Genomic DNA, 23,235 nt, shown 5'->3' on the forward strand with positions numbered 1-23,235 from the left:
GGTGGCGCGATGATCCTGGTCACGAAGTGGTTCGGCGTGTTCGTGGTGGACAAGGAGAAGCAACAGGTCGTCCGCTCCCTCCTGTTCGAAAAGGAACCCAAGGCCATTGCCGCCAAACTGGCGCTCGTGCAGAAGGGCGAGGTGCTTCCGGAGGAGAGGAAGCTCGCCCAGAAGAGGATGCGTGTGGCCGAGCCCCGCCTGTCTGCCCTGGGGAAGCCAGAGGTGGTGGACACGGCGTTCATCAAGCCAGTGGACTACGGCTTCTCACCTCAGCTGATGCAGAAGGTGATGGTGGAGCTCGGAAAGATAAGGACCAGGGAACCACTGCCGGCAGACCGCTTCATAGTCCAGGCCGTGCGTGCCTTGGACGATACCATCGAGATGATCAACCTCATGAGCGAGAGGCTGCATGAGTGGTATGGTCTACACTTCCCGGAGCTGGCCGACTATGCCAGGGAGGAGAGGTACGCTAAGCTGATCTCCGAGAAGGGGGTCCGCGATTCCATACTCGACGCGCTCGATCTCCAGCTGGAGTCGGTGGGATCGGAGCTGGAGGACAAGGACCTGGATGTTGTCCGGAGGTTCGCCTCCACCCTGTTGTATCTGTACGAGGAGAAGGAGCACCTGGAAGCATACATCGCGGAACGTATGCAGGAGGCCGCTCCCAACCTCACATCGGTGGTGGGGGCAAGCTTGGGCGCCCGGCTCATCTCCATCGCCGGGGGGCTTAAGAGGCTATCACAGATGCCCGCAGGCACCGTGCAGCTGCTGGGTGCGGAGAAGGCCCTGTTCGCTCACCTCCGACAAGGAAAGAGGCCACCCAAGCATGGGGTCATATTCCAGCACCCTACGGTGCACCGGGCCCCTTACTGGCAGCGCGGTAAGATCTCCCGCACCATGGGCGGGAAACTGGCCATCGCCTCCAGGGTGGACTACTACAAGGGCGGCTTCGTGGGGGACCAGCTCAACGCGGACATCGCTCGACGGGTGGAGGAGATAATCAGGAAGTACCCCGAGCCGCCTCCGAAGGAGCGCCGTGCCCCCCGACAGGAAGCTCCTCCCCGCCGCGGTCCCCGGCCCCCACAGAGAGGTGGGCAGAAAGGCTCGGGAAACCGTCCGCAGTGGAGCGGTAAGAAAAGGTAATGCTTTCCATCGGCGGTGAACCCCTCTCCGAGCGCAACGAGCTTTACGTCAGGGGAGCTGGAACGTACTTTATGGCTCCATCGCCCATAAGCAAAATATATAAGCAGGGGGGGATTTCCCTCATATGATATATTATGTGGACTCAGGCTGAGGTAAGGGAGCTCAAGGTCGGCCGCTATATGCTCATCGACGATGAACCCTGCAAGATATTATCCATTGACACTTCCAAGCCCGGTAAGCACGGCGAGGCCAAGAGCCGGATCGATGCTGTCGGCCTTTACGATGGGAAGAAGCGCAGCGTGGTGCATCCGGTCAAGCATAAGGTCCAGGTCCCTATGATCGATAAGAGGAAGGGGCAGATTTTGCACATATCCGGCGATGAGGCCCAGATGATGGATCTGGAGACCTTCGAGCAGTTCTCGCTGCCCATCGATGAGGAGCTGCGGGGCCAGATCAACGCCGGGGACGAGGTCCTATATATGGTGGCAATGGGCAAGCGAAAGATCACCAAGGTCTGAGAAGGTAACCTCATGCCCGCTACGGGTGTTAGCTTCCTGGGGGCTGATGCCTCCTATCCGGAAGCGAAGTTCGTGGTGGTCGGGATCCCCTTCGATCTCACCACCTCCTTCCGCCCAGGGGCACGAGCCGCTCCCAACGCGGTCCGGGAGGCTTCATATCATTTTGAGCAGTTCATGCTCGAGCACGGCCTCGACCTGAGCGAGGTCAAGGTCCATGACCTCGGCAACCTCCGGGACTTCATGTCAGTGGAGGACATGATGGATGAGACCAAGGAGGTGGCCAAGGGCATCGTCGGTGATGGTAAGTTCCCTATCCTGCTCGGCGGGGAGCATACCATAACCATCCCGGCCATCGAGGCCTTCGATGACATCGGCATCATCTTCATCAACGCTCATCTGAACTACAAGAATGCCCGAATGGGGCAGCGCTCCTGTCATGACACCGTTGCCAAGAGGGCAGCGGAGCATGTGGGCAAGGACAACATCCTGGTCTTCGGCGTGCGTTCCATCTCTCATGAGGAGCATGTCAGCGGCAACCTGCCGGAGTACATCGATGCCTACACCATCGCCACGGAAGGGGTGGAGAAGGCGTTCAAGCGCGCCCTCAACATCATCAAGAAGGACAAGATCTACCTTAGCCTGGACATGGATGGACTGGACCCCGCCTTCGCCCCTGCTACGGGGATGCCCGAGCCCTTTGGCTTGACGTCTTTGGACGTCAAGAAGTGCATCAACATGCTGGGCCCACGTTTAGTGGGGATGGATGTGGTAGAGATATCCCCTCCCTATGACAAGGGCAACACAGCCGCCCTCGGCGCCAGAATGGTGCAGGAGGCCATCGCAGTGGCATGGAAGTATCAGAAGGTCGAGGAGCGGACCGGAACACGACCGTTCTGGCGGCGCTAGCCATTGGTCCTGGCGTTTGTCTCCTAATCATCGATCCATTCTAGTTCTTGAAGGCCAGTGGTGTTCCAAAGGGCCCCATCACATGGTGGCGGGAGCATGTCTCCGCCATTAGCGTCCAATTAAAGGAAAATGTAAAGGGGTTCAACGTGCCAGGAGGTCTACCAGCACCTTCTCGCATTCCTCGGAGCGCCTTTTGGCATCCTCGCCGGTCCTGGCCTCGGAGTAGATGCGGAACAGGGGCTCGGTGCCTGACGGCCGCACCAGCGTCCAGCCGTCATCATAGCATATCTTAACCCCGTCAGTGGTGTCCACCCGCTGAGAGCTGTAGTGCTCCACCAGGGCAGCCAGCACGCTTTCCTTGCATTCGTCCGAGCATATCAGTTTGCGCTTGTCCTGGCTGTACGTGGGGATGCTGTCGACGAGCTTGGACAGCGGGCCGCTGCGTGTGACGATCTCCAGCATCTTGGCCACGGTCATGGCGCCATCGCGGCAGTACTGATGCTTGGGGAAGATAAGGCCACCGTTCTCCTCCCCGCCGAAGAGCGCTCTCACCTCTATCATCTTCCTGGCCACGACCGGCGATCCCACGCGGGTGTAGATGATATCTCCTCCCGCCCTTCTGACGACGTCCTCCACGGCCATCGATGACGATACCGGGGTCACCACGGTGCCCCCTCCGTTCTCCCGGACCATGGCCTCCGCGGTTATGGCCAGGGACTTGTCGCCATAGAGGTAGCGTCCCTTGTCGTCGACAAAGATCGTGCGGTCCGCATCCCCATCATGGGCTATGCCCATGTCCGCCCCTGTGTCCTTGACCATTGCTATGAGGTCACGGAGGTGGGACTCCACTGGTTCCGAGGGGTGGCCCGGGAATGTACCCTGAGGATTGCAATTAATGGTTATGGCGCGGACGTTCAGATCGTCCAGGAGCATGGGCGTGGACACCACACCCGCGCCGTTGGCGCAGTCCAGGACTACCGTCAATCCCGCGCCCCGGATGGCATCGGCATCCACCAGCTTCTTGACGGAATCCAGGTAATCATGGACCGCGCCCGACGCCTGGCGCATCTGGCCTACGGCGTTCCAGGGCATACTGCGGAACGTCCTGGTGAAATACAGCCTCTCTATCTCCTCCTCTTTGGAGCGAGGCATCTCTGTCCCGTCAGAGTCTATGCACTTTATGCCATTGAACTCGGGAGGGTTGTGGGATGCGGTGATCATTATGCCACCGGCCAGCCCGTTGTTCTTGACGTAGTGCTGCACCACTGGGGTGGGCACCAGGCCCAGGTCCAATGCTTGGGCTCCGGCGCACATCAGTCCCGAGGCCACCGCGCTCTTGATCATGGCGGCGGATGTCCGGGAATCGTTGCCGATGGCCACGCGGCCGCCCATGAAGGTGCCGATCGCCTTACCCAGGTCCATGGCCAGCTGGACGTTCATGTCCTTATTGATCACACCTCTGACACCATTGGTTCCGAACAGCCTGCCTGCCATGTCAAATCACCGAACTTTGTGGGCCTCGGAAGTGAGGAGGATGTGTATAATATCAGCGACGTCCTTGCAGGAGTCAGAAGCGTTCTCTATCCCGTGCAGCATGTCCCGAAGCAGGAACACCGCCCGGGGGTCGATGTTGGAGAACAATATCTCCTTCTTGGTGACAAAGTACAGCTCGTCCAGAACATGCTCCAGCCTCTCCACCTCCCGGGAGTGCTTGTCGGCCAGCTCCTCGTTGATGCCCAGCTGCTCGATGCTGGCCCGGAGCTCCTTGGCAGCCCTCTCCAGCTCTATCGTCATCTCGTGATAATGCGTCCATAGGCTGACCGGCACCTGGACCTTAGCTTCTAGTATGAGCTGCAGGTTCATGCCCGACTCCTTTGACCAGTCAGCGACGAAGTCCATGCGGCGAATCAGGCGCAGGAGGTCCTCGCGCTCCTTGGGCTCCATGTCCCCCTTGCTAAGCTCCATGCTGACCCTTTCCTCGATGGTGTCCGCTTCCTTTTCCGAGAGGAGCATACGGTTCAGAGCCTCGACGGCCTTCTCAGTGTCTGAGTTGCATAGAGCGGCCACTGCCTTATTGAGCTCGGCGGTGGCGTCGCCGACCGCGCGTACATGGTCCTTCAGACCTCTGATCACCAACGACTCCCGGCGCTTTCCGAACCATTCCATCAAAGATTTGCGTTCATTCAAGCTTAATCGCCTCCTCCACGCCCTCAGGTGGCCTGGGGTAAAGGATTCCCGACCTCTTGCTCCAGATCAGGTTCACACGATCACCGACGCTGTAGACCCGGTCCTCCGAGGTGCTTACGTCGAACAGCATCGTGTCCTCGCTGTCGCTTTCCACGGTAATTCGAATATAAGTTCCCATGTAAGTAATTTTAACAATTGCGGAATTAAGGCCTTCGTTCGCGGGATGGACCCTCTCTGGCCTTATGGAAAGGACCACGGCGTCCCCCCTTCGGAACTTGGAAGGTTTTGCCTCCACCACCGTTCCATCGCGCAGCTCCACCAGGGAGCGGTCGGGTAGAACCTCCTTTACCACCCCCTCCAGCAAGTTGGTCTCCCCGATAAAGTTAGCGGTGAACAGGTTCTGAGGATAGAGGTACAGCGCCTCTGGGGTGTTCGATTCGACGATGCGGCCGTTCCTCATGAGCACTATGCGGTCGGAAACGGTCATGGCCTCCTCCTGATCGTGGGTGACGTGGATGACGGTAAGGCCGAGGGCCTTGGTGATCCGTCTCAGCTCGTACCTCAGGTCCATGCGGACTCGGGCATCCAGCGCCGACAGGGGTTCGTCCAGGAGCAACAGCTTGGCACCGGATGCCAGTGCCCGGGCCAGGGAGACCTTCTGCTGTTCTCCACCGGACAGCTCATCGGGGAACATGCCCATGCGGTCCAGCAGCTTCACCATCTCCAGATAGCGCTGGGGCACGGCCTTCACCTCTTCCTCGGACATATTCTTGACCAGTGGTCCATAGGAAACATTGCCCAGGGCGGTGAGATGGGGAAACAGGGCGATGTTCTGGAACACATAGCCTATGTCCCTCTCCTCTATAGGAACGCCCGTCATATCCTTCCCGGCGATTAGCACCTTCCCCTCGCTCGGCTCTATCAGGCCAGCGATCATCCGGATCAAGGTGGTCTTCCCGCAACCAGATGGCCCTAGGATCGTCACATACTCTCCGTCAGCGACCTTGAGGTTGATCTCACTGGAAGCGACGACCTTGCCGAACCTCTTGGCAATATTGATCAGCTCCACCTCAGGCATCAGTCCACCCTCAGTTCCTCTTCCAGGCCTCCCTCAGGATAGGGGAAGACCGAGGCCTTGGGTATGTCCCAGCTCAGGCCCACCTCGTCACCTACCGCCACCTGGTCCCTGCGGCTGGCCGGAAGTTTTACGGAGTACCGCCCCAGATCGCCGACGTTGACGTCCAGGTGGACCACCCTCCCCTCGAAGAGGGTCCTTTCGACGGTCCCCATCACGAACGCATCGCTCCTCTTCACCACCCTGGTGTTACCGACCTTGATCGCGACCACGGCCTTGGAGTCCACTGGGATATCCGAGGAGCGGGCGAACACCACATGACCCTTGTCGTCCTCCACCGTGGTCATGCGGCCGTCACGCGAGCACAGGATGTTCCCGACGAAGAAGTTCGACTGTCCCACGAAATTGGCCACGAAGGGAGATAGGGGATGATCGAACACTTCCCGGGGGGTGCCGATCTGCACGATGTGCCCGTTACGGATGACCGCGATACGATCGGCCATGACCAGGGCCTCCTCCTGATCGTGGGTGACGTGGATGACGGTAAGGCCAAGGGCCTTGGCCATGGATCGCAGCTCGTGGCGCAGATCGATCCGGAGACGGGCATCCAAGGCCCTCAGTGGCTCGTCGAGCAGCAGGACGTCAGGATTGGTGGCCAGTGCCCGTGCCAGGGCGTTGCGCTGCTGCATACCGCCCGACAGCTCCCGAGGGTACGAGTCTGCCCTCTTGGTGAGTCTCACGAGGTCCAGAAGTTCGACCAGTGTCTTCTTGCTATCGAGCTCGGGGACCTTGCGGATGGATGGTCCGAACAGGATGTTATCGGCCACCGTCATGGTGGGGAACAGAGAGTATCGCTGGGACAGCAGAACGGCGTTTCGCTCCTCCGGTTCCAGCTCAGTAACGTCCCTGACGTCCAGGAACACCTGGCCGGAATCGGGCTGGGTGAGGCCGGCTATTATCCTAAGGGCAGTGGTCTTGCCCGCTCCTGTTGGTCCCAGCAGACAGAGGTACTCACCGTTCTCAACCTCCAGTTCCAGATCGTCGGCGGCGATCACCTCGCCATAGGTTTTCCTGATATCCCGGAGGGTGATGCTGGGCATCAGATCGCCTCCTTCCTCTTCTTTGTCAGGTAGCGCAGGACGAGCATGAATACGTAGGAAACGATGATGAGTATGATGCAGGCAAGAGCAGCCTGATACAGCGCATCGGCCTTGACCAGGCTCACAATGTATACCGGCGCCGTGAGGGCGTTGCTGCCCAGTACCGCCTGGGTGGCCCCGGTCTCTCCGAGACTGCGGGTGAAGGCCATTATGGCGCCCGCCAGGATGGAGCTCTTGATGAGGGGGTAAAGGACACGGCGGAAGCTCTGGATCGGCTTGGCACCCAGAGTCCGGGCGGTCTCCTCGTAGGATGGGTCTATCTCTTCCACCGCACCGGCCACATTCCTGACCACCAGCGGGTATGTGAATGCCACATGCGCCAGGATAAGTACGATTATGTTGGCACCCCCCGTTACGCCGGTAGAGCCCCAGAAGAGGAACAGGGAGTATCCCAGGGCGGCGGTGGGAACGATAAGGGGGACGTTGACCAGCACGTCCAAGACGTTCGATGATGCCCTGTCCCTATGTTTTGTTATGTACAGGGCAAAGGGTATCCCCAAGGCTATGTCGATGATCGTGACCACCCCGGCGACCAGGAAGGAATAGCCCAGCGCAAATAAGAAGGTCCTCAGGTCCAAAGATGCGGGGTCCGAGAACAGTACATATGTGAAGATGAAGAAAGAAGGTATCAGGACGATGATGGCCAGGAATGCCAACGCCCCGCCGTCCTTCATCTTGGGGAATATGCCCCGACTTAGCATCTTCTCCTGCATCGGCCATACCTTCCGTAAGGGAAGGTGGAACTTCATTATGACCAGCTTCAGGATTATCAGGAGGATGAGCGCCAAAGCTATCAGCAGTATGCTGACGAATGCCAGGGACGGAGCGTAGGTGGGGTCGTTCTCCGCCAGGGACCTCCATTCACCGATCAGCGTGGACCCTGTGAAGAAATTTGCAGCCTCTCCGATTCCCAGGTTGGCCATGGTACTGAGCGCGATCATGGTGCCGCCGGTCTCGCTCATGCTACGGGAGAAGCAGAGGATCACGCCAGTGGCCAGACCGGCGCGGAACAGCGGCAGGGTGATGGTCCGGGCCGCGGTGAGGCGGCTGGCCCCCAGGGTCCTCCCTGCAACCTCATAGGTATCGTCTATCTCCTCCAGGATGGCCGCCAGGGAGCGGACCATGTAGGGATAGGAGAAAACGATGTGCAGAAGGATGATAAGAAGGAAGGGCGAGGATATGACGGAAAGGGAGAACGGGACCGGGTCGGGGCTCATCACCCAGAACACCGCGGCAGAGAACCCCAGAGCTGCCGTGGGTACCGCCAAGGGCATATCTATCAACGTATCCAGGAACTCCTTTCCCCGGAACTCCTTGCGGACCAATATCCAGGCGACGGGGAGACCCGCCAAGAAATCTATGACGGTCACGATGGCAGCGATCTCGAAGGATATAACCACCGAGTCCACTATTGTCGACAGGGTCTGGGGGTTGCTCAGGACCGTGGTCTCAATGGCGGACCAATCAGTGAAAGCATAGGTAACGACATAGAGAGTTGGGAGGACAACGAAGAACAGGAAAAAAGCGATGATGAAAACGGTCCAGCCTTTCCTGAACCCTTTTCTGCTGATGAAATCAACGACCCAGTCCATTCGCTTCATTTCATAGCCCTTGGTCCGTCGTTCGGTAAATCCTGAGGCGATATATATCTATTGAAAGGTGCCCCGGCATCTGGATTCATTGCCTTGCCAGTATCTCATTGACGACCGTCCGACCTTTCTCTACAACGCTGTCGGGGCCAATGATGCTTCCGCGGACTCGGGCGCCCTCTTCGATGAGCGCTCCCCTCAGGAGCATGCTCTCCGCGACCTCCGCCCCCTTGGACACTAGGACGTCATCCTCCATGTATACATGGGGACCTATACGGCATCCCCGAATGTGCGCCCTCTGCAGCATATTGGATCCACATATCGTGGCATCCTCATTGATGAGGTCCGGGGCCACCTTGCCCCCGCCCAGATCCAGAAGGACCTTCTGGGCCTTCAGTAAGTTCTCCCTGGTCCCGCCGTCGACCCAGTATCCCGAGAACCCATACCCGTAGAGCCCGCGGTCCAGCACATTGGGGAAGACCTGGCGTTCCAGGGATACGACGCCGTTGGGGATGTGGTCAAGGATCTCCCTCTCGAAGATGTACACGCCGGCATTTATGGAGTTGGATATGGCCTTATCCCTCTCGGGCTTCTCCTGGAAATCGTTTATACGCCCTCGGGCGTCGGTCGCCACCACGCCAAAGGCGGAGGGGTCCTCCACATCCCACAGGGACATGGTGCCGATGCCATCATGCGAGCGATGGTACCTCAGCATATCATTGAGGTCGATAGAGCATATGACGTCGCCATTGAAGGCGATGAAGGTATCGTCCAGATATCGGGACACGTTCTTGACCGCACCCCCGGTGCCCAACGGAGTGTCCTCATTGACAAGGATGACCTTGCGGCCGACATCATGAGCGCGGAAGTATTCCTCCAGGGCGTCCTTCATATACGAGACCGCCAGGATAACGGTGTCCACCTCTGCCGGCAGGGGGTCTATGATGTGAGATATCAGAGGCTTGCCCAGAAGGGGCACAAGCGGCTTGGGCATCCTGAGGGTCAGGGGCCTGAGACGGGTCCCCAGCCCTCCGGCCAGTATCAGTGCTTTCATCGGTCGCGCCTGGTGTGATATATCGGCTTATACCGGAGATATGCTTACCACATTATTACCGCGTAAAACTACGACCCCCAATCGCCTGGTCTGTTCAGAGGTCCGCTCCTCGGTATCCTCCAGGACCATGTTCATGTAGTCATCATAGCCGACCAGTTTTCCCTCAAGGATCCTGGTGTCCTTGAGCAGGAGGGAGATCCGGTGGTCCATTGACTTCTCGAGAAGAGCGAGTGGCATTACCATAAATAATCACTTACTGTGGCATTGTGGGGACCGAATTTAAGCTTTCCGTCCTTACGGTCGAGCCGAGCAGAGAAAAAAGTCGATCTCCTCGAAGGATCCCGTAACCCGGCAGCAATGGAATAGCCTTAAATCCAAGCTTTTTCATGGCAAATCCTAAAATGGACGCAGAAACCCGTTTGATCCTCGATATCGCCCTTCTCCTAAGCGCGACGGGGCTTCTCTCTCTCGTTCTTGGAAGACTGCGTCTACCGGCGATCATAGGTTATCTGGCAGGTGGACTGGTGCTAGGCTCCAGCATCATCCCTGGTTTCCAGATGGAGGAGGCGACCCTGGAGGTGTTCTCCACCATAGGCATCATCCTCCTGATGTTCTTCATCGGCATCGAGCTGAACCTCAAGGGTCTCCGGAAGACAGGACCTGCGGCGTTCCTCATCGTCTCCATTGAGATGACAATGATGGTCATCATCGGCTACTACCTCGGACGTTTGATCGGCCTCGATGACGTTCAGTCCATATTCATCGGGGCTATCATTTCAGGTGCCAGCACCGCCGCGGTCCTAATGGTGGCCAAGGAGAACTTGCATATGAGAGGGGACCTGTCCATCATGGTCATGTCCCTGATGGTATTCGAGGACATCGCCCAGATCATCATCCTTACCCTCGCCTCGCCCCTGGCCGCAGGAACGGGTAGCTCCGATAATGTGTACTGGGTGGTCCTGGAGATCGTGGCCTTCATGGGCCTCACCATACTCATCGGCCTGGCGGTCATGCCCCGGGCCATGGATTGGCTACGCCGCAACTATAACAAAGAGACAATTCTCATCATCTCCCTGGCATTCTGCTTCGCCCTGGCCTTCATCTCCGGTTACGTCGGCCTCTCAATAGCGATTGGAGCGTTCCTGGCGGGGATCATCATATCCGAGTCCTCTTGCAACAATATCGTCCGCCGCCGCATCGAGCCCATGAAGGAGGTCTTCATAGCGATCTTCTTCTTCGCCATCGGAATGAGGATCGACATCGGGATGATCCTCGACAACATCCTCCTCTGCTTTATCATCGCTTTCGTGTTCATAATCGGTAAACTGTCGAGCATATTCTTCGCCAGCTACCTCACGACCATGGGCCTGCGTTCCAGCTTCTACCTAGCGTCCAGCCTGGTGGTGATGGGTGAGTTCGGCTTCATAATCGCCACCCTGGGTTTGAACGGGGGGATCCTGGACCTCTCCATGTACTCCACGGTCATCGGTGCTGCTCTGATCACCATGGTGGTACTCCCTCTTCTCTCCCGTTCAGGACCGAGGATCTTCGACTTTGGCTCAAGGAACGCGCCATCTTTCGTTCGCAACGTCGTACAGAGGATGGAGAGGGTTCGCGGTGAGGTACGAAGAAAGATGGCCATTTCCCCCGAGCTACGCCTGGAGGTCCGCGGCCAGCTCCTGATGGTGTTCGTCGATATGGTCCTCATCATAACCATAATCCTGGTCCTGAACCTGCTCGATCCCATCAGAGAGGCGTTGACACCGCTGGCCGGTGATTTGCACATACTTCCATCGCTCCTGCTGTTCGTCACCAGCATCGTGCTCATCTCACCGGTGGTGGTCAATGTCATCACCCGCCTCCGCCTCATCGCCTTAATAATAATGATGAACGTCTCTGAAGGAGGGAGGCAGACAGTGGCCGGCAGGATGCGCATATACCGTTTGTTCAGGAACGTGGGGGGTTTCATTGTGATAATGGTCCTGATGCTGTTGATACTGCCTCTTCTGCCTCAGGTGTCCACCTTCGATGAAACCGCCCTGCTTGCCTTGACAGTGATCATCGTTTTGCTGTCTGTGTTGTCCTGGGGAGTCCTCCGGCCGGCCTTCGGCAAGATCTCACAGGGGGTGGTCGCACGCATTGTTCTCATGGACGAGGTGACGGACGAGCAGCCAGGGGAAATTATCGTCTGCGATGAATGAGCGCCCTCGCCCCGAAGGCCAGATGGTCAAGGATAAATGGGTAGCCTCCTCCAAAAACATGAGGCTCTGGCGACCATTGGTTAGGTCAGAAGAAATGGGGAGCTGCCACACCGGACGATTTACCTCAGGAAGGGGCTAGCTCAAGAGGCGATGACCGATATCAGCGAGCGGCATATACGATATCAGGGCAGCCCTATTGCACATTCTCTCATTTTTGTGTTGAACGAGACCTCGCCAGACAATTAGTCTGATTTAAATACTAAAAGCCCGTAGGGAGGTCTGTATCTGAGATCTCTAGGGATTCTCTGACACAAAGCAGGTATAGTAATGTACGGAAACAAGAGACAGGGCGGCTACAGCCGCGAACCCCGCGAAATGCATGACGTAAAGTGCTCCGATTGTGGAGCTCAGACCCAGGTACCATTCAAGCCGACGGAAGGCAGGCCTGTGTACTGCAGGGACTGCTTCCAGAAGCACAAACCCAAGGACAGGTTCTAAACCTGCCCCTCATTATTTTTTCTACTTATTCAGAACCTGACAGGCGCTGTTAAACCTCACTTCTTGAACGCCGGTCTCGATCGTTTCGATCGTTATGACCTGGATACAATGACAGATCCTTGTGCGGCCCAAGCATGTTGAGAGAAGACCTGGACACCTCCACCTGGTTGAACTGATCAGCTCTTGTTTCACATTATGGCCCTTTGGCCCGGTTCTCCATCCACTTTTTGACCGCCGTCTTGCTGGTCCCATCGATGCCGAAATACTCGCAGAACCTCTTGGTGGTCGTCAGCAGTAGCGTCTGCCCCTTCTTCTTGGCGGTCACCAGGCCTAGCTGGTGAAGCTCTCTGACATCATCGTAGACCCTGGCACCCAGGGACCGCGCTAGATCGCTCTGCAATATGGGCTGATGGTATGCGATCATGGCCGCAGTGCGCAGGACGTCGTCGGGCACCTCTTTGGGCGCAAACTGGCGACCGAAGGGGCGGTATTGCTCCCTCACGATGAAGGAGTAGCCCATGCCGGTCTTGGACAGCTCGATGGCCGAACCCCGACCGTCGTACTCCTCCTGCAGCTTCCTGATGGCCTTGCGGATGACGCTCCCGCCCAGCTGCGTCTGAATCTCCATCTCCGATATCTTTACCGGTTGGGAGGAGGAGAAAAGCACCGCCTCTATTATGCGGACGGGGTCCAGGTCCACTTCACCTCACCACCTCAGTGCTCGCCTGGAAGGCGCGGGGTGAAGGGGCGTCCGTCGCATCCTCCAGAGTACCGATGTCCCAGTCCATCTTGACCTCCAGGGAGATGGGTCCGAAGGGAAGGTCATCCTGCCAGACCGATATCTTGCCCGAGCGGGCGAGGAACAGCAGGGACATGAAGACCGTGATCATATCGTCCTTCCCCCCCTCCCAGATGTCGGTGATGTCCACCGCTCCGGTGCCGCATCTGCATATGCGCTGCCACACCATCTCTACGTCCCTCTCCATGTCATCGTTATGGGCCTTGGAGTCGAAGGCGGCGTCCAGCTTGGCACGGTTGGCCTCCCTCAGCTTTTCCCGGAGCTTGTTGCGCTCCTCCTCCCTTTGCGCCTCCTCGAACGCATCAAGAAGCTCGACAAGCGTCACCGGCCGGCTCCCCCGGTGCCTAACCACTTCATTGAGCTCCACCTCTTCGGGCATGCACAGGATTGCACGCGGTTCATCGAACGAGAACATGTCCATCAGGTCCATCTCCTCATATTCGTCCTTCCGCGTCTCAGAGTTGGAGAGCACCTGCTCGCTCTGCATCCTTAGGATGGACCACGCCATCAGCATGAGCTTGCCTGCGATCACGAAATTGACCTCCTCGTCCCGGACCTTCTCCGCGTACAGCTCTGAAAAGCGGATGAGATCGACATCCCAGGGATCGAGGTCATTGGACAGGACCAGCTCGAACACCGTCTCGATGGAGCGGTCAAGGGGGTCCCGCTGCAGGACCTGAGATCCGGTCTCGCGCAACACCGTAAGATAACGATCGATCTTCTCCGCACCGGCCTCCTCATCGATCATGGCCTTGTGGAACAAGAGGTGCTCCAGCACCCCCTCTGCAGCTTGGTTGGCAATCATAAGGTCCCCTCCTCCATCTTTTCATCTGGTATCCTGAGCTCGGGCTGGAATTCCCTCACATCGGTGACGTTGGGCCGCATGAGAACATGCGATATCCCTCCCTCCTGCTTGGTTACTCCGATAATGTGGTCTGCTTTGGTGAGAGTGATCTTGCGCAAGGATATCTGAACGAACTGTGCGGTCTTGGATGATTTCTGAACCCGCCTGGCCACCATGTCCGCGTTGATGCCGTCCAGGAACATATCGACCTCATCGAGAAGGTAGAACGGCGATGGCTGGTACTCCTGGATGGCGAATATGAACGCCAGCGCGGTGAGCGATTTCTCACCTCCGCTGAGCGCCTCCAGCCTCAGGACCTTTCCCTGCTTGGGCTTGGCCCTTATGGCCATCCCTCCCTGGAAGGGCTCCTCCTTGTTCTCCATGATGAGCTCCGCCTCACCGCCCTGCGAGAGCTCAGCATAAGCCTTCCTGAAATTGAAGTTCACAGCCTCGAAGACCTTGTTCAGCGAGGTCTTCTTCTTGGTGTTCAGCTCGTTCTCCAGGCGGAGCAGGTCCTTCCTCTGGGCCTCAAGCCTTGCGGACTCGCCGGACAGCTCATCGAACCTCCTCTTCCGTTCCTCGTAATCGTCGACCGCCTTGAGGTTGACCGGGCCCATGGTGTTGATGGCATTATCGCACTGGCGGATAGTGTCCCGCAGGACCTCCATGGAGGGTATGGGAAGAACGACCTCCACGTTGAGCTGCTTGAGCTCCTCCTCCAGCTCCTTCATCCTCGCCTGTCCCTGGGCGATGCGGGTGTTGAGCCCGACGATTATCTCCCCTTTGGTCTCGACCGCCCCCGAGAGGTTGTCGCGCTCCCCCTCAAGGGATGTCTTCTCACGGAAGATGCTCTCCTTCTTCTGTCTCAGCCCGTTCATCTCCTCACCCATGGAGTCCTCGATCTTCCTAAGGGCCACCAGCTCCGTCCGGGAGCGGGCCGCCAGAGCTACCGCCTCCTCCCTGTCCTGCTTGAGTTTGGACAGCTTCTCCTCGGTCTGCCTCTGTGCCGCCACCAACTCTTCTACACGCTTCTGGGTGAGCTTGATCCGCGCATCCAAGGTGTCCCTCTCCGAGCGCAGTTCAGAGGTGCTCCCGGTCAGGTCGGCCACCTCGGCCTGCAATGCTTTGAGCTTGAGGGACATCTCCTTGGGGGCAAGCTTCTCCATCCTCGCCCGGGCCTCATCACGCCCGGTGCGACGGGTAATGATCTCCTCCTCTCCTTCCCTCATACTTTCCGTGAGCTGCTTTACCGCCGCAGCGGTCTGGGCCATCTCCACCTGTTTCTTCTCCCGCTCGGAGCGTAGGATGGCCAGCTTCGAGCGTATCTCTTCTCTCTGGCCCTCCAGGGCCTTCAGGGTCACCGACGAAGCGCCTCCCGCCCCCGTGATCTCCCTGATCCTTCCCTCCAGCGCAAGCATGTCTGCCCGCAACTGGCGCAGCTCCTCGTGCGATCGGTTGGAAGCTTCAATGGCGGCATCCAGTTTTGCGGATACCTCCTCCAGACGTCCTTTGGAAGCCGCTCCGAACTTCAGCTGGGACTGCTCCACGTTCCCCCCGACCATGGCCCCCGATGCCTCCAAGAGCTCTCCCCCAGAGGTGACCAGGCGCACTCCGCCCATCAGGCGACGCGCCCTATCCAGCGTGTCCACGACCACTGTGTCGCCGAGCACATACCAGAACGCGGCACGGTACTTCTCATCGAACTTGACCAGATCGATGGCGAACCCCACAGCCTCCTTGGCGGCCATGATGGCCTTTCCCCTTGGCCGGCCGTCAAGCATCTTTGTGAGCGGAAGGAACGTAGCCCTGCCGAAACCGTATCTCTTTAGGTGCTGGATGCACTGTGAGGCCACCTCGTCGTCATCGACCACGATGGCCTGCATGCGGTTTCCGGCCGCCACGTTGAGGGCGGTCTGGTACTGGGGATCTACCTCCGCGAGCTCCGCGATGGTTCCGTGGATCCCCCGGATGGTCCTGCTATCTCTGGCCTCGATTATCCCGCGCACCGCCCGATTATACCCCCGGGCTATCTCCCCTGCGGCCTCCTCCTCAGCCTTCAGTCGGGAGAGTTCGCGATGAAGGGCCTTTATGGCCTGCTCCAGCTCGTCGGACTCGCGTGATATCCGGGACTCGGCGTTCCTCTTCTGCAGATACTCCTCTTGCAGGCCCTTGAGCTCCTTCCCCGATCCCCGGTCCTGGTCCTTGATCTCCCTGATCCTCCACTCCAGGTCCGTTACCCCGAACTCCTGGGCCTTGATGTCCTCATCCACGGCAGAGAGGTCGGCCTCCATTCGTTGGACCCGCCCCTCCAGGCGCTCCCTCTCCATTCCCTGGCGGTTCAGCACCCCCTCACGGTCGCGAACGTCCTTCTCCTTGCTGGCAATGTCCTTCTCCAGTTCTGCCAGCTCGGTGTCGCATGCACTTATCTGACCCTGTACATCAGCAAGGGCCTCCTTGCACTTGACGAGGTCAGCGACCTTCCTCCCCAGAAGTTTGGCCTTCTCATCATACTGGGAGATCATCGACCGCACCTCAGAGGATGTTGTATCATTGTCCTCCTTAAGTGCCACCTGCTGCTCCTTCAGGTCCACCATGGTCGCGTCAGCGTTGGCAACGCGATCGTCCGACCGCGCCACCAAGATCCTTATGGCATCGATCTTCTCCTTGAGATCGCGGAACTCCTTACCGCCCTTGGCGTCCAGTTCCTTGTCCACTGCCACCATGGACTCATCCAGCTGCTTCACTCTCTCTGCGATCTGGACCTTGCGGTCCCGCAGCTTGCGTATCTCGGCCTCGATGTTGCCAATCTGCCGCTGCGTGCTGGAGATGTCCGCTTCCGCTGCCTCCCGCTGCCGGTGCGCCAGCTGGGCCTTGGAGCGTACAAGGGTCTCCTTGGTTCGCAGATAGGTCATCGCCACCTCCCTCTCCTGCTCTAGCTGGTCTATCTGCCGCTGAAGCTCGGAGAGTATGATGGATATGCGGTCTATGTTGGCGTCGGTCTCGTCCCTCTCCCGCTGGGCCTTGAGGATCTCCTCATCGAACTTGGATATCCCAGATATGTCCTCGAGGACGCGCCTTCTCTCGAGGTTGGACATCGTTACCATCCTGGTTACGTCCCCCTGCTGCACGAAGTTGTATCCGTCCGCGCTGATGCGGGCGTTGGACAGGAGCATATCGAACTCGGACAGGGATGACTTTCTGTCATTAACGTAGAAATATGAGCTGTATCCGTCCCCCTCAGAGGAGAGCTTGATAAGGCGAGTGAGGCGGACAAGGTCATCATCGATGGGGATCATGCGGTCCTTGTTGTCGAACACCAGCGAGACCTTGCAATAGTTGGCCGGCTGCTTATTGTTCCCTCCATTGAATATGAGGTCAGTAAGCCTTCCAGCGCGAATAGCACGGGAGCTCTTGGGACCGAGCACGAATAGAATAGCGTCAGAGATGTTGGATTTGCCAGAACCGTTGGGACCTGTGACCGCAGTATAGCCTTCCAGCAGGGGCACTGAAAGCTTCTTACCGAAAGACTTGAAGTTCTCTAGCTCAATCTGTTTAAGGTACATCTGGCCTTCAACCCCCGCATACGGAGGCGGAAGAAGGAGCCAATCCTGGCATGGTCCCTACTCGCGCATCCCATCGAACCGGTCCGACGATTGTCGGACAATAGAAAACAAATGGGAATCGTCCATATATAATAATTGTTGCCACGTTATTAAAAATGGGCCTCTGGGTGATCCTTTTCGTTGTTTTCATTTTCCGCCATGACGTGTGATCAGAGGACCGGCCTGCATATAGCCAGCACGTTCAACAAGGGATGGTCTTGGCATACTTAACACTTCGTCGGACATAGCCCTTTCTATCGGTGGTCCGAAAGTGCTTTTTCTTCTTCAAGAAGGCTTAATGTGCCTACATTTCCCATGGGGGATGGTCCTGGACAGTGAGGATATGATAGCAAACGATATGACCTAGCCCACTTCTGTCCACGGACGATGTCCAAGATACTCCTGTTATCCCCTCATACCGATGATGTTGAGCTCGGCTGCGGAGGTAGCGTGGCCAAGTTCATAGAGCAGGGGCATGAGGTGTTGTGGATCGCGTTCTCGGTCGCTGAGGACTCCCTTCCCGCTGATCTGCCCAAGGATACTCTGGCCAGGGAGTTCGAGAAGGTCATCGACCGTTATGGACTGAAGCCAAATGACAGGGAGATACTGGGGTTCCGGGTCCGGCACATGAGCGAGTATCGGCAGGATGTGCTCGACCACCTCGTGAAGGTGCGCTCAGAATACGAACCTGACATCGTCATCGGGCCCTCCCTGCACGATTACCATCAGGACCATCAGGTCGTCGCCAACGAGATGATAAGGGCCTTCAAGACCACCTCCAGCATAATCTCCTATGAGCTACCGTGGAACAACGTCAGGTTCGACAGCCAGCTCTTCATCTCCCTCGATGAAGGCCATCTGCAGAAAAAATGGGAGGCCCTCCAGGAATACAGATCGCAGATGCTGCGTTCCCGTGGGTACTTCGACAGGGAGTTCATCTTTGGCACGGCCCGCATGCACGGGGTCCAATGCGGCGAGAAGTATGCCGAGGCCTTCGAGGTCATTCGCTGGAGATTATGATCATCCAGAAACCGTGAGACAACCGCCTACATGATCTGGCCGCCATCAACGCCATACACCTGACCATTGATGAAGGAGGACCTATCGGACATCAAGAAGAGGGCCACCGAGGCCACCTCATCGGCCGTGCCAGCACGTTTCAGGGGAGTGTCGACAATGAGCTTCTGACGCACCTCTTCCTTAAGGCCCCGCGTCATGTCCGTGTCGATGAAACCCGGGGCGATGGCGTTGACACAAACGCCTGATTCGCCCAGCTCCTTGGCCGCGGAGAGGGTCATTCCGATAACGAAGGCCTTGCTGGCCGAATAGGCTGCCTGGCCCCTGTTCCCTCTCCTGCCCACTATGGACGCCAGGTTGATGATGCGGCCTGACCTCTGCTTCATCATTATCTTGGCGGCCGCACGGAGGCACAAGAAGGAGCCCCGGCAATTGACCGCTATGATGCGATCCAGTTCCTCGGTGGATGTCATAAGAAGCAGATTGTTGCCCACGATACCCGCGTTATTGACGAGCACGTCCAGTCGACCGAACCTCTCGCGCAAGAATCGGAACAGGGCTTGTACTTCAGCCTCTACGGAAACGTCGGCCTTGAAGGTCTCAGCCTTCAGTCCCCGCGACCGCAGCTCCTCGGCCAGACCTTGAGCCTCAGTTTCGCTGTGGTTGTAGTTGATAACCACGGCCGCTCCCTCCTCCGCCGCTGCACGGGCGATCGCACTCCCTATCCCCCGGCTAGCTCCAGTTACCAGCACGACCTTGTCATTCATCATCTTCAGATCTCCTCCTGATGGTGATCCATCGGACCATTCTGTTCAGCGGCATGAGGCCATCCCAGGGGAGGGTGAAATCGTGCATCTCCCCGGGCATCACGAAGCGGTCCACCCCCGCTGCCGATGCCCTGTCCGCGAACGCCCTCGCCCTATCCCGGTCATGGATGCACAGGGCGATGGTCTGGACCTTCCTAGTTATGTGTGCGATCACATCGTTGAGATCGCTCACCTCGCGCACGAACACGCACCTGCCCTGCACCGGCTCTGGCAGGCCCTCCTCCTGGTCAAGCAGTATGGTCCATCCCAGGTCCCGGGGCATGATGACGTCACGGTCCTCGGACAGCAGGTAGGTACCGCGGGCACTGATGACCTCCAGGCACTGCCTCTCCGCCATCTGGGTGTGTCTAAGCTTTACAGGCAGGGCCTCGAAGCCTGTGGCCAGTTCCTCCGCGAGCCTACGGGCGGAGACCGCACCCCGTTCCAATATGATCACCTGGGGTGAGGAGCAGGCGGTCTGATCGAAGAGGACCGCGTCCTGCGCCAACTTCTTCAGCGCCTCCTCCGAACTATCCCCTGCCAGGAATGCCTGGTCGAAGACCGCCATAGAGTACTTCGGCCCGAATATGATAGTGTCGCACGTCTCCTTCTGCGGCAGGGCAGCGACCGCGCGGACCGCTTCCCCGCTCCCCCAAGCAACCTTGACGTCCGCGGCCAGGGACAGCATTGTGTTGTCCGCGGCGCTGCTGGAATCAAAGGAGAGCATGCACACCGAACGAACTAAGGTCGCTCCCATGACCCTCCGGCCCTGTACCTCGATATCTATGCTCTTCAGTTTCTCCAGAACGGCGGTGAGGACCGGTCGATTGATGTCTGACACTTTGAGTATCGAGGAATTCTTGGAGAGCACGGCCAGCATGAGGGAGAAGAATGACATCACGGGGACGTTGTTGGGAAGCCAGTGGCATGAGGTCCCCCTAGGCTGGCACCTCATCTCCGTTCCTGGCAGAACACCGATGAACCGGTCGACCCGGTGCCGGTCCCCGTAGTTGAGCTCGCACAACCTCTCCAGGTTATCCGCTCTCAGCCATAGGCTGATGTATGTGGCCCCGCCCATGCGGCTGAGTTCCGGGTCCTTGATGAGCTGCTTACCCAGGTGAGCGAGCAGGGCGATGATGTCGTCCATGGAGAGCGCGCGAAGCTCCTCCCTCCTGCGATCCAGAAGGGCCACCACCGGGCCCAGGTCCGAGATCTCATGGTCCACAGCCTCGCCGTCCAGAAGGAAGCACTTGGCCAACCTCTCACCGCTCCCTGAAGGTATCCCCGCAGCCTCGTGCTTCGGCCTGTTCCGCCCTACCTTCCACCACGAAGTACCGTCCCTTCCGTCCGCAGGGGCAGTCATCGATGCCCAGCAGCCGGCCGACGTCCTCCGTGAGCACGGCCTGACTGTAGTAGCTGTCGCCCAGAACGCTCATCACCTCGATCAGACCCCGCTCCCCCACACGGCATTCCTCCATCGTCCGGACATCACGCATGATGACATGGCCGAAGACCGGCACGTGCTTGTGGCCAATCTCGCAATCTACGAAGATGACCCCGGTCTGCTCTGCCATTCCGTAGAAGTCCCTTACTTCGGTCGGGGGGCAGCCGAGAAGCCCGGCCAGCCTCTGGGAGAACACCTCCCTGCTGATCTTCTGGTCCTTCAGCTTCTTCCACCCCCCTCCATGGAACACCACTGCCCGAGGAAGTTCCAGCTGGTGCTGCCGCTCCTCCATTTCCTTGCAGAACACCGACCATATGATGAAGGTGAAACCGAAGACGTACACCTCCTGGGTCTCGGCCAGGCGCCGCGCCTTTTCCAGTGCCTGCTCGTCCAGGACCAGCCTGCCCTCCTCCTCCCTAAGAAGATAAACGATGTCCTTGGCAAATATCGACAGACCCCGGACCCCTGCCCCCCTAGCGGTGAGCTCGCGGGTGGGGCTGTTCACCCCCGGGTGGTCTATTACCAGCATCACTCTTCTCTTGTCCCCAAGATACGCGCCCAGGATTCTCCTAAGCGCCTTGGTCTGGTTGGAAGCGGTGATCTTGTTCAGGGGTACCACGCTAGCATGCTGGGAGGTGGTTCCACTAGAACGGAGCACCCTGGTCACCTCCGACCTGTCCACTGTGGATAGGTCGAAGCTCTTGAACATGCGGACAGGGACCGCAGGTACCTCTTCCAGCCCCATCATCCCCTCTGGCTCTAGGCCCAGCTTGGTGTACATCGAGCGGATATGTGGGTTGGAGCACGCCTTCCGGGCCCCTTGCCGTATCAGAGGCAGAAGCAGTTCCTCCCTCTCCTGCTCATCCAGGGAGTAGGGGGGCATCGTCAGGAGCTCTTCCAGTCCCACCTCATCGGACATCTCGCTCACCCTCCACCAGCATCTGCCTCAGCCTCACCTTGTCGATCTTGTTGGAGGAGTTCAGGGGCATCTCTTCGAGAAATACCACATAGCTTGGGTTCTTGTAGGAAGGGAGCGACCTCCGGCATTCCCTTTGGATCGTCGTTCTCACCGCCTCCTCCTCAGACCCGTCCCTGCAGCGCACCACCGCCACAATGGCCTCGCCCAGTATCTCGTCGGGCGTGCTGACCACGGCCACCGTGTCCACGCCCTCCATGGATGCGATGAGGTTCTCTATCTCGTAGGGTGATACGCGGTAGCCTGCGCACTTGATTATGTCCTTAGAACGCCCCACGACGTAGATGTAGCCGTCCTCGTCCACGGTCGCCAGGTCTCCGGTGTGGTATCTCCCGTCCTTCAGCACCGCCACTGTCCCCTCATCGTCCCCATAATACCCCTTCATTATGTTATCGCCGGCGGCTACGATCTCTCCGGTCTCCCCCGGCATCACCGGCCGACCGTCCTCCCCCAGGACCTCCAGATGCACCCCGGGGATCCCTTTCCCGATGGATGCCATCCTCGCCCGGATCATCTCCGGGGGGAGATAGGACATCCTGGCAGTGGCCTCGGTGGCTCCATACATGACGAAGAACCTGACCTCGGGAAGAGAGTCGACGATCATCTGGATGTACCTCGGCTCCAGCTTACCACCGGCCTGTGTCATGTAACGCAGGCTGGAGAACCTGCGCTGCAGCAGGTCGGAGCGGTTTATAAGGATCTGATAGGTGCTGGGAACACCTGCGAGGCCAGTGCACTGATACTTCTCGATCTCATCCAGTATCGCTCCCAGGAAGATGCTGTTGCTGATGGTTAGGCTCCCCCCGACCCGCAGGTGAGTATGGAGAAGGGATGCTCCATAGCAGTAGTAGAACGGCAGGACCACCATCATGCGGTCCCGCGAGGTCAGCTCTAGGTATTGGATGATGGAGGTGGTGTTGGCTATTAGATTGCCGTGGGTGATCATCACCCCCTTCTTGGTGCCGGTGCTCCCGGAGGTGAAGACCACTGTCGCCAGATCATCACTTCTAACGTGGGGACGGAGGTCCTCCACGTCTTCCTCGGGCAGATCGGCCTCGGTTAGGGTAGGGATACCGGAAACGGCCTTGGTGGAAAGACGCTGCTGCATGAACGCACCCACCGGACGGCAGGATGACATCAGGGCGGCCAGCTCCTCCTTGCCGACCCTGGTCTCCACTAGCAGAGGTATGTTCCCGCTCCTCATCAAGGAAAGGTATGAGACCACGAAGAAAACGCTGTTGTCCGCCAGTAGGAGGAACTCCTTTCCAGAGCCGTAGCGCCAGGATATCCATTTGGACGTCCTTTCAACGCGCTCGTACAGCTCGCGGTAGCTCAATCTCTCCTTCGCTCCAGTGATGAAGCATCCCTCGCTCTCTCGAGAGCTGGCGAACAGGAACTCGACGAAGTTCATCTGCT

20 protein-coding genes are annotated in these 23,235 nt (G+C 58.4%); 6 read left to right on the forward strand and 14 right to left on the reverse strand.

The genetic code is table 11. From position 1 onward, the window contains the following. The first annotated feature begins 9 nt into the window (after positions 1 to 9). The 3 genes from GXX95_10875 to speB all read left to right on the forward strand — a co-directional run bounded on the left by GXX95_10875 (position 10) and on the right by speB (position 2,567). Positions 10 to 1,143, forward strand: coding sequence for a ribosomal biogenesis protein (locus tag GXX95_10875; GenBank protein ID NLT38637.1), 1,134 nt, complete (start codon positions 10 to 12; stop codon positions 1,141 to 1,143). A gap of 131 nt (positions 1,144 to 1,274) precedes the next feature. Beyond that, positions 1,275 to 1,661 (forward strand): translation initiation factor IF-5A, encoded by a 387-nt coding sequence (locus tag GXX95_10880; GenBank protein ID NLT38638.1) that lies wholly within the window; start codon positions 1,275 to 1,277, stop codon positions 1,659 to 1,661. A 12-nt stretch (positions 1,662 to 1,673) separates the two neighbouring features. Continuing rightward, positions 1,674 to 2,567, forward strand: a complete 894-nt coding sequence (gene speB / locus GXX95_10885; protein NLT38639.1) for an agmatinase — start codon at positions 1,674 to 1,676, stop codon at positions 2,565 to 2,567. A 141-nt stretch (positions 2,568 to 2,708) separates the two neighbouring features. Here the strand turns inward: speB and glmM are convergent, their stop codons facing one another. The 7 genes from glmM to GXX95_10920 all read right to left on the reverse strand — a co-directional run bounded on the left by glmM (position 2,709) and on the right by GXX95_10920 (position 9,875). Next, entirely contained in the window at positions 2,709 to 4,061 is a 1,353-nt protein-coding gene (glmM, locus tag GXX95_10890) for a phosphoglucosamine mutase (GenBank protein NLT38640.1), read from the reverse strand. Between the two features lie 6 nt (positions 4,062 to 4,067). After that, positions 4,068 to 4,754: a DUF47 family protein gene (locus tag GXX95_10895; protein NLT38641.1), complete on the reverse strand. Its 687-nt coding sequence runs from the start codon at positions 4,752 to 4,754 to the stop codon at positions 4,068 to 4,070. Beyond that, entirely contained in the window at positions 4,747 to 5,832 is a 1,086-nt protein-coding gene (locus GXX95_10900) for an ABC transporter ATP-binding protein (GenBank protein NLT38642.1), read from the reverse strand. The genes GXX95_10895 and GXX95_10900 overlap by 8 nt, the downstream gene beginning before the upstream one ends. After that, positions 5,832 to 6,929 (reverse strand): ABC transporter ATP-binding protein, encoded by a 1,098-nt coding sequence (locus GXX95_10905; protein ID NLT38643.1) that lies wholly within the window; start codon positions 6,927 to 6,929, stop codon positions 5,832 to 5,834. Before GXX95_10905 ends, GXX95_10900 begins: the two co-directional genes overlap by 1 nt. Next, positions 6,929 to 8,590, reverse strand: coding sequence for an iron ABC transporter permease (locus tag GXX95_10910; GenBank protein NLT38644.1), 1,662 nt, complete (start codon positions 8,588 to 8,590; stop codon positions 6,929 to 6,931). Before GXX95_10910 ends, GXX95_10905 begins: the two co-directional genes overlap by 1 nt. Before the next feature lie 76 nt (positions 8,591 to 8,666). Continuing rightward, positions 8,667 to 9,632: an NDP-sugar synthase gene (locus GXX95_10915; protein ID NLT38645.1), complete on the reverse strand. Its 966-nt coding sequence runs from the start codon at positions 9,630 to 9,632 to the stop codon at positions 8,667 to 8,669. Positions 9,633 to 9,659: 27 nt separating this feature from the next. Then, positions 9,660 to 9,875: an RNA-binding protein gene (locus GXX95_10920; protein NLT38646.1), complete on the reverse strand. Its 216-nt coding sequence runs from the start codon at positions 9,873 to 9,875 to the stop codon at positions 9,660 to 9,662. 158 nt (positions 9,876 to 10,033) lie between these two features. On the opposite strand from GXX95_10920, the gene GXX95_10925 reads away from it, so the two are divergent. Both GXX95_10925 and GXX95_10930 read left to right on the forward strand, forming a co-directional pair. Beyond that, positions 10,034 to 11,833 carry a cation:proton antiporter gene (locus GXX95_10925; protein ID NLT38647.1) on the forward strand — a complete coding sequence of 600 codons (1,800 nt, stop codon included), beginning with the start codon at positions 10,034 to 10,036 and terminating at the stop codon, positions 11,831 to 11,833. A 327-nt stretch (positions 11,834 to 12,160) separates the two neighbouring features. Continuing rightward, the gene (locus GXX95_10930; protein NLT38648.1) at positions 12,161 to 12,331 is read left to right on the forward strand and encodes a hypothetical protein; all 171 of its coding nucleotides are present in this window, start codon (positions 12,161 to 12,163) and stop codon (positions 12,329 to 12,331) included. A gap of 193 nt (positions 12,332 to 12,524) precedes the next feature. Here GXX95_10930 and scpB read toward each other — a convergent pair whose 3' ends face one another. From scpB to smc, 3 genes are read right to left on the reverse strand one after another with little or no spacing between them, the layout of a single operon-like run. Then, positions 12,525 to 13,031 carry an SMC-Scp complex subunit ScpB gene (gene scpB / locus GXX95_10935; GenBank protein ID NLT38649.1) on the reverse strand — a complete coding sequence of 169 codons (507 nt, stop codon included), beginning with the start codon at positions 13,029 to 13,031 and terminating at the stop codon, positions 12,525 to 12,527. 1 nt (position 13,032) lies between these two features. Continuing rightward, positions 13,033 to 13,935, reverse strand: coding sequence for a chromosome segregation protein ScpA (locus GXX95_10940; GenBank protein ID NLT38650.1), 903 nt, complete (start codon positions 13,933 to 13,935; stop codon positions 13,033 to 13,035). Next, positions 13,932 to 17,537 carry a chromosome segregation protein SMC gene (smc, locus tag GXX95_10945; protein ID NLT38651.1) on the reverse strand — a complete coding sequence of 1,202 codons (3,606 nt, stop codon included), beginning with the start codon at positions 17,535 to 17,537 and terminating at the stop codon, positions 13,932 to 13,934. Before smc ends, GXX95_10940 begins: the two co-directional genes overlap by 4 nt. Before the next feature lie 426 nt (positions 17,538 to 17,963). On the opposite strand from smc, the gene GXX95_10950 reads away from it, so the two are divergent. After that, entirely contained in the window at positions 17,964 to 18,596 is a 633-nt protein-coding gene (locus GXX95_10950) for a PIG-L family deacetylase (GenBank protein ID NLT38652.1), read from the forward strand. A gap of 26 nt (positions 18,597 to 18,622) precedes the next feature. Here GXX95_10950 and GXX95_10955 read toward each other — a convergent pair whose 3' ends face one another. The 4 genes from GXX95_10955 to GXX95_10970 are packed head-to-tail and all read right to left on the reverse strand — an operon-like array spanning position 18,623 to position 23,230. Continuing rightward, entirely contained in the window at positions 18,623 to 19,369 is a 747-nt protein-coding gene (locus GXX95_10955) for a 3-oxoacyl-ACP reductase FabG (protein ID NLT38653.1), read from the reverse strand. Beyond that, complete coding sequence (locus tag GXX95_10960) at positions 19,353 to 20,762, reverse strand: acyl-CoA reductase (GenBank protein ID NLT38654.1); 1,410 nt, start codon at positions 20,760 to 20,762, stop codon at positions 19,353 to 19,355. The genes GXX95_10955 and GXX95_10960 overlap by 17 nt, the downstream gene beginning before the upstream one ends. Continuing rightward, complete coding sequence (locus tag GXX95_10965; protein ID NLT38655.1) at positions 20,662 to 21,762, reverse strand: acyl-protein synthetase; 1,101 nt, start codon at positions 21,760 to 21,762, stop codon at positions 20,662 to 20,664. The genes GXX95_10960 and GXX95_10965 overlap by 101 nt, the downstream gene beginning before the upstream one ends. Beyond that, the gene (locus tag GXX95_10970; protein NLT38656.1) at positions 21,752 to 23,230 is read right to left on the reverse strand and encodes an acyl--CoA ligase; all 1,479 of its coding nucleotides are present in this window, start codon (positions 23,228 to 23,230) and stop codon (positions 21,752 to 21,754) included. Before GXX95_10970 ends, GXX95_10965 begins: the two co-directional genes overlap by 11 nt. Positions 23,231 to 23,235: the final 5 nt, after the last annotated feature.

Source organism: Methanomassiliicoccus sp. (assembly GCA_012719175.1).
Taxonomy (GTDB): Archaea; Thermoplasmatota; Thermoplasmata; order Methanomassiliicoccales; family Methanomassiliicoccaceae; genus UBA6.